Origin of the sequence: Lysinibacillus sp. BF-4 (genome assembly GCF_000743635.1) — a bacterium.
Taxonomy (GTDB): domain Bacteria; phylum Bacillota; class Bacilli; order Bacillales_A; family Planococcaceae; genus Metalysinibacillus; species Metalysinibacillus saudimassiliensis.
Map to the genome: position 1 here is coordinate 1 of NZ_JPUW01000010.1, position 14,339 is coordinate 14,339.

The 14,339-nt window shown below is 39.0% G+C and carries 15 protein-coding genes; 5 read left to right on the top strand and 10 right to left on the bottom strand.

Annotated elements, in window-relative coordinates; translation table 11 throughout:
• Window positions 1–122 precede the first annotated feature (122 nt).
• A complete protein-coding gene (locus CH76_RS05225) occupies window positions 123–1,022 on the bottom strand; it encodes a DMT family transporter (RefSeq protein WP_036143903.1) in 900 nt (299 codons plus the stop codon).
• Between the two features lie 57 nt (window positions 1,023–1,079).
• On the opposite strand from CH76_RS05225, the gene CH76_RS05230 reads away from it, so the two are divergent.
• On the top strand, window positions 1,080–1,781 hold the full coding sequence (locus tag CH76_RS05230) for an MgtC/SapB family protein (RefSeq protein ID WP_036143905.1): 702 nt from the start codon (window positions 1,080–1,082) through the stop codon (window positions 1,779–1,781).
• 12 nt (window positions 1,782–1,793) lie between these two features.
• The gene (locus CH76_RS05235; RefSeq protein WP_036143907.1) at window positions 1,794–2,771 is read left to right on the top strand and encodes a cation diffusion facilitator family transporter; all 978 of its coding nucleotides are present in this window, start codon (window positions 1,794–1,796) and stop codon (window positions 2,769–2,771) included.
• A 41-nt stretch (window positions 2,772–2,812) separates the two neighbouring features.
• Here the strand turns inward: CH76_RS05235 and CH76_RS05240 are convergent, their stop codons facing one another.
• The 5 genes from CH76_RS05240 to CH76_RS05260 all read right to left on the bottom strand — a co-directional run bounded on the left by CH76_RS05240 (window position 2,813) and on the right by CH76_RS05260 (window position 7,699).
• Window positions 2,813–3,976: an iron-containing alcohol dehydrogenase gene (locus CH76_RS05240; RefSeq protein ID WP_036143909.1), complete on the bottom strand. Its 1,164-nt coding sequence runs from the start codon at window positions 3,974–3,976 to the stop codon at window positions 2,813–2,815.
• 58 nt (window positions 3,977–4,034) lie between these two features.
• Window positions 4,035–5,279, bottom strand: coding sequence for a Glu/Leu/Phe/Val dehydrogenase (locus CH76_RS05245; protein ID WP_036143911.1), 1,245 nt, complete (start codon window positions 5,277–5,279; stop codon window positions 4,035–4,037).
• A 147-nt stretch (window positions 5,280–5,426) separates the two neighbouring features.
• Window positions 5,427–5,801: a S1 domain-containing post-transcriptional regulator GSP13 gene (gene yugI / locus CH76_RS05250; RefSeq protein ID WP_036143913.1), complete on the bottom strand. Its 375-nt coding sequence runs from the start codon at window positions 5,799–5,801 to the stop codon at window positions 5,427–5,429.
• 79 nt (window positions 5,802–5,880) lie between these two features.
• On the bottom strand, window positions 5,881–7,164 hold the full coding sequence (locus tag CH76_RS05255; protein ID WP_036143915.1) for a hypothetical protein: 1,284 nt from the start codon (window positions 7,162–7,164) through the stop codon (window positions 5,881–5,883).
• Window positions 7,157–7,699 carry an RNA polymerase sigma factor gene (locus CH76_RS05260; RefSeq protein ID WP_036143917.1) on the bottom strand — a complete coding sequence of 181 codons (543 nt, stop codon included), beginning with the start codon at window positions 7,697–7,699 and terminating at the stop codon, window positions 7,157–7,159. Before CH76_RS05260 ends, CH76_RS05255 begins: the two co-directional genes overlap by 8 nt.
• Window positions 7,700–7,812: 113 nt before the next feature.
• Between CH76_RS05260 and CH76_RS05265 the strand changes: the two genes are divergently transcribed.
• The gene (locus CH76_RS05265; protein WP_036143919.1) at window positions 7,813–9,141 is read left to right on the top strand and encodes a sodium-dependent transporter; all 1,329 of its coding nucleotides are present in this window, start codon (window positions 7,813–7,815) and stop codon (window positions 9,139–9,141) included.
• Window positions 9,142–9,182: 41 nt separating this feature from the next.
• Here the strand turns inward: CH76_RS05265 and CH76_RS05270 are convergent, their stop codons facing one another.
• Window positions 9,183–9,443 (bottom strand): DUF1871 family protein, encoded by a 261-nt coding sequence (locus CH76_RS05270; RefSeq protein ID WP_036143921.1) that lies wholly within the window; start codon window positions 9,441–9,443, stop codon window positions 9,183–9,185.
• 71 nt (window positions 9,444–9,514) lie between these two features.
• On the opposite strand from CH76_RS05270, the gene CH76_RS05275 reads away from it, so the two are divergent.
• The gene (locus tag CH76_RS05275; RefSeq protein ID WP_036143923.1) at window positions 9,515–10,675 is read left to right on the top strand and encodes a MalY/PatB family protein; all 1,161 of its coding nucleotides are present in this window, start codon (window positions 9,515–9,517) and stop codon (window positions 10,673–10,675) included.
• 34 nt (window positions 10,676–10,709) lie between these two features.
• Here the strand turns inward: CH76_RS05275 and CH76_RS05280 are convergent, their stop codons facing one another.
• Window positions 10,710–10,922 (bottom strand): YhcB family protein, encoded by a 213-nt coding sequence (locus CH76_RS05280; RefSeq protein WP_235190355.1) that lies wholly within the window; start codon window positions 10,920–10,922, stop codon window positions 10,710–10,712.
• Between the two features lie 29 nt (window positions 10,923–10,951).
• The gene (locus CH76_RS05285) at window positions 10,952–11,530 is read right to left on the bottom strand and encodes a peptidylprolyl isomerase (RefSeq protein ID WP_036143925.1); all 579 of its coding nucleotides are present in this window, start codon (window positions 11,528–11,530) and stop codon (window positions 10,952–10,954) included.
• Window positions 11,531–11,705: 175 nt separating this feature from the next.
• Here CH76_RS05285 and CH76_RS05290 point away from each other — a divergent pair, with 175 nt between their 5' ends.
• Entirely contained in the window at window positions 11,706–13,547 is a 1,842-nt protein-coding gene (locus tag CH76_RS05290) for a transglycosylase domain-containing protein (RefSeq protein ID WP_036143927.1), read from the top strand.
• A gap of 80 nt (window positions 13,548–13,627) precedes the next feature.
• On the opposite strand, the gene CH76_RS05295 is transcribed toward CH76_RS05290, so the two are convergent.
• Window positions 13,628–14,188 carry a DUF5366 family protein gene (locus tag CH76_RS05295; protein ID WP_036143929.1) on the bottom strand — a complete coding sequence of 187 codons (561 nt, stop codon included), beginning with the start codon at window positions 14,186–14,188 and terminating at the stop codon, window positions 13,628–13,630.
• Between the last annotated feature and the right edge of the window lie 151 nt (window positions 14,189–14,339).

Consider the following 14,339-nt stretch of genomic DNA (forward strand, 5'->3'; position numbering starts at 1 on the left):
GTTTTTGTCGTTTGTTTCAGCGACAATTACTATCTTAACAATATTAAGTTGTCATGTCAACAACTTATTTTTATTGTTTTTTAATGTGTCTCGTTAAGGACAAGTAATACTATACCCCGTCCTTAACTTTTTTGCAATACCTTTTTCAAAAAAAGTTTATCATCAATTACAAACAAAATAATACCTACTAATATAATAGCACCACCAATTAATTGAGTAGCTTGCAATTTTTCATTAAAAATAACATAAGCTAGTGCTGCTGCACCTACAGGCTCAAATAGTATAGCAATAGAAATCACATTAGTACTTACATATTTAATTGCCCAATTAAAAAGTGTATGACCGAATAGATTAGGAATAATTGCTAGTAGAATAAACCATCCCCACTCAATTGTTGGATAAGGTCCAAATGATTGCCCCTTAACTATCATATAGAAAAACAATGCCACTGTACTCGCACTATAAACCACCATCGTATAGGTCACTAATGATAAACGCTTACGCACATCTTGCCCAAATAACAAATAGATTGTAATAAGTGCACATGCAATTAATGCTAATAGGTCACCATATAAAGCTTGACCACTAACTTGAAAATCACCCCAACCAATTAGCACACTGCCACTAATTGCAATTATGCCTGATAAAATCGTTTTAAGTGATAAAGACTCTTTGAAAAAGAAATACGTCCCTATAAAAGCAAACAACGGTTGTAACGTCACTAACACTGTTGAACTTGCTACTGAAGTATAATTTAGTGATTCGAACCATAAAATAAAATGGAAAGCTAAGAATATACCCGCAATACTTGAAAATAACCAATCCTTTTTGCTAAGTGCTTTTAACTCATGTGTATAGCTTTTTAAAAATACGGGTAACATGAGTAACACAGAAAACAACATGCGGTAAAAGGCAATCACGCCTGACTCTGCATTTGAAAACTTAACAAAGATTGCAGAAAGAGAAACAGATAACACACCTATAATGATTGGAATGTACGGGTGTATTTTGGGCTTCTCCATACAACATCCCTCCTTTTCTCTCCGTTACTTTATCACTTTATCAAGGAGGCTAGCAACATGCATATTTTTTCTTTTGACACTTTAACAATAGAAGTTGCAGTTAAATTAATTTTTGCGGCTACGTTAAGTTTAATTCTAGGCTTTGAACGGGAATTAAAAAGAAAGCCTGTTGGATTAAAAACAAGTTTAGTTATCGCGACGTTTAGTTGCCTACTTACTATCATTTCTATTGAAACAGCCTATACAACACCTGGACGTGATGCCGTTACAATTACAATGGATCCGCTTCGTTTAGCTGCGCAGATTGTGAGCGGTGTAGGTTTCTTAGGTGCTGGTGTTATTTTGCGCAAAGGGAATGATAATGTAACAGGGTTAACAACAGCTGCTATGATTTGGGGAGCAGCTGGTATTGGGATAGCCATTGGTGCAGGATTTTATTTACAAGCATCTCTTGCAGTTGGTATTGTAGTTATCGGTATTGAATGCATTACACCGTTTATGATGCGTATAGGGCCCAAACGATTACGCCAACAAGAAGTATGGGTTAAAGTACGCGTGGAAAAACATACGGATATTTCTGCAATCATTGATTTTTTACAAGTCTGCCAATTTACCCTACACCAAGTTAAACTAACTAATAGTAGCTATCATGAATTACAGGCTAAACTTATAACTATCGAACAGCAAGATTTTTTACAGCTCTATAAGTCACTACAAGCACTACCTTATGTCACATATGTAGAAATTGAATTTGTATAGGAGGAATTTATAGTGGGCGAATTTATCACTTTATTAAAAGGCGGTAATAAATCATCCTTTATTGCTGCAATCGTTAACCTTATTTTAGGTTCACTTAAGGGCGTGGCATTTTTCTTTACTGGTAATGTTGCATTATTTGCTGAAATGATGCACTCATTAGGCGATGCTGCCAATCAGTTTTTTGTATTCATTGGCTCTGCCCTATCAAAAAAGGCACCGACAAACAAATTCCCAACAGGTTTTGGGCGTATTGTTAACCTTGTTTGTTTAGGTGCAGTATTAATTGTTGCGATTTTATCATACGAAACAATTAAAGAAGGAATTCATCATATTATGAACCCTACATCAGCAGACGGCTTTTGGATTAGTATAGGTGTACTAGCAATTGGCGTTGTATTAGAAGGCGTTGTATTACTAAAAGCTGCGCAAGAAATTGCGCACGAGGTCGGCGTTGATCACGCTGGCTTAAAAACAGTGCCATTAGCAATTGCTAATATTAACCGTGCAAAGCCAGCAACTAAACTTGTATTTATGGAAGACTTTGTTGCAACTTTTGGTGGCGTGCTAGCGATTATCGCTATTATAATCGCTAAAGTTACGGGCTTTCATGCAGCAGAGGGTATTGCTTCTGTTGCAATCGGTCTAATGATGTTTTATGTTGTCGGTCGTGTATTTTTAGATAATGCGCGTGGCGTTATCGGAGAAACAGATGAGGAAATGTTAGATCACATTGCCTACCTTGTATTAGATGACCCAAATATTATAGATATTGATCGTCTAGAAGTAATCAAAGAAGGTGAGTTTTTACATGTTGAACTCGTTGCTGAAGTAGATCCTTCTTTATCGCTCGCTTATTTAGATGATGTACGTGACCATTTATCTGAGATGCTCCTATGTCAAAAGGGTGTATCACGTGTAGCAATTATGTTTGATGAAGACGATGGCGAAGCAGAATGGCAACACCGCAAAGCACGTCCACTATTAAAATAATAAAAAGGAGAGGTGATTTTACAAATCGCCTCTCCTTTTATTTAGCGTGATGCTTGTAAAATTTGTAGCACATCTGTACGTTCAAGCTTAGCAAAGTTACCAAAAGGTCCGTTCATCATAGCATGGTCTGCAATTTGCTCAAATGTGCTATCTTCAATGCCATACTCACTTAAACGGCTTGGTGCGCCGAGTGATGTCCAAAAGTTATCCAGACAATCAATTCCCTCTTCTGCTACTTGCAAAGGTGTTTTATTGCTTGGATTAACTTGCCATACACGCGTAGCGATTTGTGCAAATCGCTCAGGATTGGTCATGATAACATGACGCATCCACTGTGGAAATAAAATAGCTAAGCCACCTGCATGTGGTATGTCATGCAAAGCAGAGACCGCATGCTCAATATTATGTGAGCCCCAATCTCCACGAGAGCCAATTGCTAAGAAGCCATTTAACCCTATCGTGCCGCCAAGTAAAATAGTTTCTCGCAACTCGTAATTAGTTGGGTCTTTAATCACTTTAGGAGCAACCTCAATCATTGTACGTAGTAAACCTTCTGCCATTTGATCCGTAATTAGTGTGTTGGTCGCATTATTAAAATACTGCTCAAAAGTGTGCGACATAATATCAACGATGCCATACACAGTATGATTAGTTGGTACAGTAAAGGTATAACTTGGGTCCATAATCGAAAATTTAGGGAAGGTAAGTGGGCTACCCCAACCTAGTTTTTCTTTCGTAATAGGGTTTGTAATAACCGAACCCGAGTTCATTTCAGAGCCTGTTGCCGCAAGCGTTAATACTACCCCAATTGGTAAAGCTTCATTAATTGGTGCTTTACGTGTTACTAAATCCCAAGCATCCCCGTCATATTTAGCCGCTGCTGCAATTAGCTTGGTACAATCAATAACTGATCCCCCACCAACAGCTAAGACAATATCAACATTATGCGCTTTACACAGCGCTGCTCCCTCATTTGCAGTTGTCACACGCGGGTTAGGGTCTACCCCTGCTAACTCAACAATTGTCTTTTGCTCCGCTTGTAGTACTGCAATCACATCACCATACACACCATTACGTTTAATACTACCGCCACCATATACTACTAAAACGGTTTGATACGGCTTTAGTGACGTTGCTAAATGATTAGCGACTGCTTGTTTACCAAATTGTAATTTTGTCGGATTATAAAATGTAAAATCATTCATGAAGAACCCTCCTTTTATTGTCGAAAAAAGGCATGCCCTGAAAGGACATGCCTAGTACTTATACCCAACCACGGAAACGTGAAGCTTCTGCAGTACGGCGCACACCTACCATATACGCTGCTAGGCGCATATCAATATTACGTGTTGTTGCTGTCGTATATACATTATCAAATGCATCTACCATTTTTTTAATTAAACGTTCTTCTACTTCTTCTTTTGTCCAGTAGTACCCTTGGTTATTTTGCACCCACTCAAAATACGATACCGTTACGCCACCAGCTGATGCTAGTACGTCTGGTACTAGTAAAATACCACGCTCTGTTAAAATCTTTGTTGCTTCTGCTGTTGTTGGACCGTTGGCCGCTTCTACAACAATATTAGCCTTAATTTCATGTGCATTATCTGCTGTAATTTGGTTTTCAATCGCAGCTGGCACTAAAATATCGCAGTCAAGCTCTAGTAGTTCCTTATTTGAAATTGTATTTTCAAATAAAGTTGTTACTGTACCAAAGCTATCACGACGGTCTAGTAAATAGTCAATATCTAAACCATTTGGATCGTGTAGAGCACCGTAAGCATCCGAAATACCGATAACTTTTGCGCCAAGGTCATGCATAAACTTCGCTAGGAAGCTACCCGCATTACCAAAGCCTTGAATAACAACGCGTGCACCACGAATATTAATGCCACGTTTTTTTGCTGCTTCTTCAATAACAATGGTAACACCTTGTGCTGTAGCACGATCGCGGCCTTGTGAGCCACCTAGTACTAGTGGTTTACCTGTAATAAAGTTAGGTGAGTTAAACTCATCCATTAAGCTATACTCGTCCATCATCCACGCCATAATCTGTGCGTTGGTCATTACGTCTGGTGCTGGAATATCTTTAGTTGGTCCTACGATTTGGCTGACTGCACGAACATAGCCACGGCTCAAGCGCTCTAGCTCGCCCATCGACATTTCGCGGGGGTCGCAAATTACGCCGCCCTTACCGCCACCATAAGGTAGATCAACGATGCCGCATTTTAACGTCATCCACATAGATAATGCTTTTACCTCATCCTCGTATACACCAGGGTGGAAGCGTACCCCACCTTTTGTTGGGCCTACTGCGTCATTATGTTGTGCACGAAAACCTGTATAGACTTTTGTTGAGCCATCATCCATACGTACTGGAATGCGCACTTGTAACATGCGTAATGGTTCTTTTAATAATTCATACATTGCTTCATCGTAACCTAATTTATTTAACGCTTCGTGAATAATTGCTTGTGTTGACGTTAATACGTTTAAATTCTCAGACATTGATTTCGCCTCTTTTTACATTATAGTATGGGTGTTTCGGCATCATTGTAACATAATTTGTGTCGATATTGTGTATTGAACCCCTCAAGAAGTAAAAAAAATAAAAGGCACAAGTCGCCTTTTCGCTACTTGTGCCTTTTATTTTCTCTAAAAACCTGATTCGTCAATCCAGTCTTGCATTTTGTTGCGTAGTGAGTTAAAACCATTTGCATCAATTTCATCAACACGGTCTTGTAAGGATTTACGCGGCGCACCGTCACGACGCTTCGTTTGCGGACGCTCTTGCAATGCGCGAATGGAGAGGCTGATTTTTTCTGCTTTATCATCTACCTCTAGCACTTTAACGCGTACCTCATCCCCAACCGCTAAAAAGTCAGCTACATTTTTAACGAAGCCATACGTGATTTCTGAAATATGCACTAAGCCTTGTGTGCTTTCATCAAGTGCAATAAATGCGCCGTATGGTTGAACGCCTGTCACTGTGCTAACTACAATGTCACCCACTTCGTATTTTTTTGACATACTACTTCCTACCTTCTACAAGTTACTACGATAATCGTCGGGTAAATTATAACATATTGTAGAAAGTCACATCAAAAATTCACGCTTTACCAATACGCCATAATAATTTGTCACCTTCTATGTTGCTATACATTGGCAAAGTGATTGTATATGCTTCCGTCTTGAAAATAATTTGAATCTTACCGTAGTCCGCATGCCCTTTTATCTCAACGTCTGCTGTTGCTAAATTAAAATCTAGCGGCACTTCGTAATCTCTATCAGTAAAACTCGAAACATCAATACCTTGTTGTTTGGCTAATATATAAAAAATAGCTGTGTTAACGTATTGCTCACGTATCGTCATTAACACACTAGGTGTGTAAGTATTGATAATATCTTGCATGACAGCAAGATTTGCATCAATAGACATACCAAACTCTGTATAACTTGCAACATCTGCTGTGTTAAATTGTTGTGCTAGCTCATATTGTAGTAAATCCGGAGATACACCGTCTTGATGATTTAAGTAAGTTTCCTTTGCTACTTCACCATAAGCGCCTTTTTGTAGCGCAAGACGTGTTTGGTCGGAGGTACTGGCTAACACAAAAGCTAAACCATTTACATAATCCATCAGTACATCTTCACCATTTAATAAAAGACGCTCATACGCTTGTAAAATAGGCTGTAACTCTTGATTTGTATAGTTACCGTCATTTAAATTGCCATATTGGTAATAGAGCGCTAAGTTTTTCAGTTGATCATCAAGCTCATCATATATGGCTTGTGGCAAACGCAAATAAAAACGTTCTTCATTATTTTGTGTGACTAGCTCAATATGCTGCGCTTGCGCTTTTTTTAATAAAGTTGGTGTCAGCTTACCATCCCACAAATCACTATTATAAGCGGTTAGTAATTCTTCATATAGCCAAAAATTTTGGTTAGTAGGCGGCAATTGAAAACTTGTCATGTTGCCTTCTCCATACATCGTATAAAGGTCGTTAATAAATTGCTCGTCAGCTTCCTCTTTAACATACGCTAGCATTTGTGTAACTTCTAAATATTTCATTGCCTCATCTGATAGTCCTAGCGTTTGTTGCATCTCATTGGCTTGTTGTTGAAAAAATTGAAGCAACTGTTGTTGATTAGTCATCGCCACATCTCGCGGCGCGCTATAAATTATAAAGGCCAATAATACTACGCTGGCAATTGTTACGAGAACTGCTATAGGCTTTCGCCACTTTTGACGTCTTGGCATTGGGCATGCTTCTGGTGCTGGTGGCTTATTTAAATTTTGCATCACATCATTTGGATTAAATGAACTTGTCATGCGGTCATAGGATTTTTTCGCTAGTTGCATACGTTGCTCAAATTGTTTATCATCCATGGCTACTTTTTCCCTCCGTCTCTAACATGACCTTTAACTGTGCCTTAGCACGTAAAATGCGTACCTTTACAGTAGATAGGTTAATGGCTAATACTTCTGCAATTTGCTCATAGCGTAATTCGTGAAAGTAAAACAAAATAATCGGATAGCGGTATTTTTCGTCTAGTGCTTGAATACACGTATGTATTTGTTGATCTTCTTCAAAGCGCAGCACATGTTGTTCAGGTGTTGGCACACTATGTGCTGGTTGTGCTTGTAACTTTTGTTGACGCGCTTGCTCACGCGTTGTTTTGCGATAATAATCACGTGCGGTGTTAAGCGTAATTTTATACAACCATGTAGTAAAAGCACTATCATTAAATTGATGTAAAAAACGATAAAGTTTAATGAAGACTTCTTGCGTTACATCATTAATATCTTGCGGGTAAACACCGCATTGATAGGCAAATTTTTCGACAGTGAAATGATAATGTTCAATGAGCTGTAGGTAAGCTTCTTTATTACCAAGTTGGGCACGTTTAATGATTTCATTCATGCGTATCCCCCTTCCTTGTTATGATACGTAGGTCTTTATTGTTTTGTTACAGTTGTTTTATTGGGCAATCATTGTAATAATAAAGTATTGCATTTTTGAAAGGAGCTTGTATTTTGTCATCAAGAGATCAATTTACAACAAAGATTGGCTTTGTGTTAGCTGCTGCAGGTAGTGCGATTGGGCTCGGCGCAATATGGAAATTTCCCTATATGGCGGGCAGCAATGGCGGCAGTGTTTTTATTTTATTATTTATTGCCTGCATTTTTTTAATTAGTTTACCCGTATTAATCGCTGAATTTATGATTGGGCGTCGTGGGCAAAAGGATGCTGTTACTTCATTTAAGGAACAAGCACCTAACAAGCCATGGTATTTAGTTGGCTATATGGGCATGATTATGGCTGCACTTATTTTATCATTTTACAGTGTAGTTGGCGGCTGGATTTTAAGCTATCTTGGACGTGCTGTACGATTTGCCTTAAAACCAGCAGAGGGCGAAACTTTTGCTTCGTTATTTACGAGCATTATCCAAAACCCTTGGGAAGCGGTTTTTGTACAAGGTATATTTATTTTATTAACCATCGTTATTGTACAAGCTGGGATTAAAGGTGGTATTGAAAAAGCGAGTAAGTTTATGATGCCTGCTTTATTTATCTTCTTTATTATTTTGGTTGTGCGTTCCTTAACGCTAGATGGCGCAATGGAAGGCGTACGCTTTATGTTTGTACCTGACTGGGAATTTTTAACCGCCAAAACATTTTTACTAGCACTTGGACAAGCGTTCTTTACGTTAAGTGTTGGGGTATCCGTCATGATTACTTATGCCTCTTACCTTGGTAAAAACGAAAATATTGGTAGCGCAGGTATCAATGTAGCGATTATGAATATTTTAATTTCATTATTAGCAGGGCTTGTTATTTTCCCTGCGGTCTTCGCACTGGGCTATACACCCGATCAAGGGCCTGGTCTTGCTTTCATTATTATCCCTGCCGTATTCGAACAACTGCCAATGGGCGGGCTATTTTTAATTATTTTCTTTATATTATTACTATTCGCAACGATTACATCATCTATCTCGATGTTAGAAATTGTTGTGTCTATTGCGATTGGTGATCGTAAAGCTAGCCGTGTACGCATCGCTTGGATTGGCGGCTTACTTATTTTCATCGTTGGGATACCAAGCGCATTGTCCTTTGGTGTTTGGTCACACATCACACTATTTGGTCGCTCTATTTTTGACGCAGTAGATTTCCTAACAAATAATATAGGTATGCCTCTTGGCGCATTATTAATCTCGATTTTTGCGGGCTATTACTACAGCACTGAAGTATCGAAGCGTGAGTTAAATACGTCACCTATTATGTATTACACGTGGCTAACTTTAATCCGTGTCGTATCACCCATCGCGATTATTATTATTTTTATCCAAGGTATTACATCATAAAAAAAGGATTACACCTAATTTTTTGGTGTAATCCTCTTTTTTTATAAGTTGCATTTTGCTTCGAATTTTACAGCTACTAATTTATGTGCGATGGCTACACAATCCTCAAGTGGCAACCATTGCTCAAATGAATGCTCATATACACGTTGAATGACTTTCCCTAACTCTGTTGGTTCATCAATCCCCTGCAGAGCTGCTACTACATCTGCCGCTTCTGTATCATACTCGCCTTGCCCTAAATCAAATGGGTCCCAACTTTGCATCACTTGCACAGCGGAACGGTTCATTTCAATATTTTCCATTACCTTCACCTAGTATCTTATTTGATAATCGTATGATAACATAAGAACAAAAAAAGGGAAGTGAATGAGCTTTGCAAAATTTTGATGTTAGTATTGAACGACGTGGCACTCACGCAATGAAATGGGATGGCTTTGCACCAATTTATAATTTAGAAAACACAGATGGGATTTTGCCAATGTGGGTGGCAGATATGGACCTTGCCGCACCTGATTGCGTCATTGATGCCATCACTAACCGCCTAAAGCACCCTGTCTTTGGCTATACAGGTGTTAACGACGCTACGTATCGCGCCGTGCAACAGTGGTTACAATCACACCATAACTTTACGGTAGCACAAGAGGAAATTTTATTTCGTCACGGCGTAATCCCTGCACTAGCGAATGCCATTGCTGCTTTAACAGATGAGGGCGACACTGTATTAATTTCTACCCCTGTGTATCACCCGTTTTACTTTATCCCAACTAACTTAAACCGTAAGCTTGCAACATGTCCACTATACGAGCAAGATGGTGTATATACTTTTGATTTCGCTACATTTGAAGAAGCCTTAAAAACGGCTGATGCGTATATTTTATGCAACCCACACAATCCTGGTGGCATGGTTTGGTCAAAAGAAGATTTAACTGAAATTGTACGCCTTTGCCAAAAACATAATGTACTTATTTTATCAGACGAGATCCACGCTGATTTAGTATTTGAAGGACATAGCCATATACCAATTGCTACTATCGAAGGCGCTGAAGATGTCGTAACTTTTATGGCTCCAACAAAAACATTTAACCTTGCGAGCATTCAATCTGCGTTTATGATTGTTAAAAATGCTGAACAACGCGAAAAAATCGCAACGTACTATGCCGCAACAGGGCAAGGCTCAATTAACGTTTTAGCAATTGAAGCAACACGCGCTGCATTTGAGCAAGGCGAAGCTTGGCGCAAAGAGCTATTAAGCTATATCGAAGGCAATATGGATATCGTTTGCGCCGCACTTAACGAACTTGAAGGCATTCAAGCGCATAAACCTCAAGGTACCTATTTATTATGGATTGATTACCGTCAAACAGGGCTATCTGAAGAAGTGATGATGGCGCGCTTGCTACAAGACGCTAAGTTAGCATTAGAACCTGGCACAAAATACGGCGAAGAAGGCCGCGGCTTCTTACGTATGAATCTTGCTTGCTCACGTGACACAGCACAAGAGGCAATTAAACGCTTTACAAAAATCATGGCATAAAAAAATGGCTACGTGCATAATGCACGTGGCCATTTTATTTTGTACGGTGATTAATTTTTTCGTCATGTAATACGCGGTCTTCGATTTCTTTTGCTTTTTCAGCTTGTTTCTTGGAAATCTTAAGCACCCAGCGGAAAATGAAAAATAAAATAATCATCCCAATCCCAAATGAAATTGCAGCTGGGATGTACTCTGATTTGTCTTCAGGGAAGTAAAGGAACGGCATTAAAATAGTAAGTGCGTTCAACTACGTCTCCTCCTGTCGTCTAGTAGATTTTATAAAATCTCGATTGACTCAATAACTACATCTTCTTTTGGCTTATCGCCGCGAGCTGTTTTAACGCCTGCGATTTTATCTACAACGTCCATACCTTCTACTACTTGACCAAATACTGTGTGCTTTTGGTCAAGGTGAGGTGTACCACCTTGTGCATACGCTTCAGCGATTTCTTTTGGCCAGCCGCCTTGCTCTAATTGTTTAGCAGAAGCTGGTGCTTCACTGTTTTGTACAATAAAGAATTGAGAACCATTTGTATTAGGACCTGCGTTTGCCATTGAAAGCGCACCACGTAAGTTAAATAAATCCATTGTGAACTCATCTTCAAATGTACTGCCCCAAATTGATTGACCGCCCATACCTGTACCGTTAGGGTCGCCACCTTGAATCATAAAGTTAGGAATAACACGGTGGAAGATAACGCCTTCGTAGTAACCTGATTTAGCATGACCTAAAAAGTTTTCTACTGTTTTAGGTGCTTGTTTAGGGAATAATTTAATTTTAATTGCACCTAGGTTTGTGTTCATTTGAACAAGAACTTCGCCTTCTTGTACTTCAGTTGTTAGTTGTGGAAACATTTCAGTCTCTCCTTCGTAAATATACTATTACTAAAAGCAATTTTTAGCTTCTATTAGTTTATCACACGTCGCTTATTTTTTCTGTTAATAAGCAGTGAAATTTACAAAAGCACTTTCTTCTACTTATTATGTGGGTATAATTGAATTTGGAAAACCTGTAAGAAAGGAAGCTACTATGCGAAAATTTCTTGGCATTTTACTTACTGCCGTTGCGGCATTTTTTATTGCCTATATCTTTAAGCTCTTATTCGTTGAGTGGGAAGTCGCACAAGCACGTGTCACGCAAATCGAATCATCGATTGAATTAAAAGAAGTAGCTAGCTCGCTCCCTGTAAAGTTACTCGATGAAAATGATGCGGTTTTTAGTGAAGAATATGTAGAATGGCGCCAACCACTTGCACTCGAAAATATCCCGCTTGTCGCACAGCAACTTGTGCTGTTTAGCGAGGACGTTCACTTTTATGACCATATTGGCTTTGATGTTAGCGCTATTGCGCGTGCCTTTGTAGCCAATGCAGATAGTGGTGAAAAATCACAAGGTGGTAGCACCATTACCCAGCAACTCGTCCGTATGCGTTACTTACAAGAAGAAAAATCCTACGAGCGTAAAGTATTAGAGTTGTTTTATGCCCATGAGTTAGAACAAGTATTAACAAAAGAACAAATTTTAAATCTCTATTTAAATGAAATGTATTACAGTAATCAGGTGTATGGTATCGGTGGTGCAGCAACATTTTACTTCCAACAACCGTTAGCTGAATTAAGCGTAGCACAAGTTGCTTTTTTAACAGCCATCCCAAACAATCCGTCACATTACAACCCACTCGTGAACTTTGCTAACACTAAAGCACGCCAAGAGTTATTACTCGATGTGCTCGTTAAGCATAATGCCATTTCAGCTGAGCAAGGTGAGGAGGCAAAGGCTGAGGCTATTGTACTTAATGTAAAGCCAAAAATCGAAAACTTCCCTGCCTATTCGTCATTAGCACTCCATGAGTTACGTGCATTAGTTGCGCGTGCTGAAGGCTATGAAGACCGCCTAACAAAGGCCTCGGATAAAGATGCTATTGAACAACAACTAAACGAACGCGTACATTACTTATTACAGTCAGGCATTACCGTACATACCAATTTACGCCCTGAAAAGCAGGCACGCGATGAACAAGCTATTAGCCGTTTACTCGGTAATGGGCAATTACAGTCAGCTGTAACGACGGTGGATAACCAAACTCGTGGTATTGTAAGCGTATATGCAGGCAAAAATTTTGAGAAAACCCATTTCAATCGTGCAGCACGAGGTACACGTCAGCCAGGCTCTACATTAAAGCCATTAATGGTATATGCACCATTATTCGAAACAACTTCCTATGCACCACAATCTTATGTAAATGCGGGGAGCTATTGCATTGGCAACTTCTGTCCACAAAACTATGGAGGTGCTGTATATGGAAGCGTACCGGTTACTGTTGCCTTTCGTTATAGCTATAACACACCTGCCATTCGTTTATTAAATACCATTGGGCTATCAACAGGCTACGGTTATTTAAAGCAATTTAATTTTAAACACTTAACAGATGCAGACGAAAACTTTGCGACAGCCCTCGGTGGTCTAACGTATGGTGTTACGAGCACAGAACTTGCTGATGCTTATACTAGTTTTATTGATGGCTCTTACCTACCCGCTCATACGATTCGTAAAGTAACAGATGCGAACGGGGAGTTATTATTTAAATGGGAGGATAAAGTGAATTATATTTGGTCACCACGTACTACACGTTACATGCGCGAATTACTAGCAGACGTTGTTAATAATGGTACAGCTGACCGCGTATATACATCCACAGGTTATGTTGGTGCTAAAACAGGTACAACCAATGACTTTAAAGATTATTGGATTGCAGGACTATCAAGTCGTTATACTACAGCCGTTTGGCTTGGCTTTGATACGCCACAAAATATGGAATGGCTAGAAGATAGCCGTCTCCACCATTACATCTTCTCTGCCGCAGCAGAATAACTAACACCAGCAATTATAAAAGGTGAGACGATTATAAAAAATCGTCTCACCTTTTATTGTTACACGCATGCGCTTTTACATTAAGCAAATGGCAAACTAGAAAGCAAGCTGTTATAAAGTTTCACTAACACATACGCAAGCGTTACTAAAAGCACTGTCCAAATCGCAAACTCAAAAATAAGTAAGCCAATGACACTACCAAAACCTAAGTACTCTGTTAAGCGCACCATTGTAGCAATAAAATAAACCAGTAGTGTACCAATCGCAATGGCAATTAATACAATGAAAGAGTTCATACCAATAACGGATAAACATGCACCAATAAGTAAGATACTATACAGTGCTTTGGATTCTTGTGGTGGATTATCCTCATTGATTTTTGCAAAGAACAGCATACCAATTGTGTGCACACTCTCCCCTACTAATTTCACTGCCGAGAACACCATAAAAAATAAAACGGCAAAACAAATAAATAAAAAGATGCGTAGTTCGACATCGCTCAAAAATTCACTCATTGCCGCATAGACGCCGATGCTTTTAAACAATACGAGCGACTCGTTTACCGCAAAAAGCCCGAATGTCATACTAAAAAGTAAAATTGTTATTAACGGTAAAAAACCGAATAAATATGGATTTTTCATTTAGTTCCCTCATATATGTATATAGTAAATTTCCTTTACCATCATAGCGAATAGTATTGGTGTTTAGCAAGTTCAATTTACTCATTTGTCATGCAGAGCGAATAAAAATACGCTATAATGAACGTGGTTTTAACGCTTATACTGATTGCGT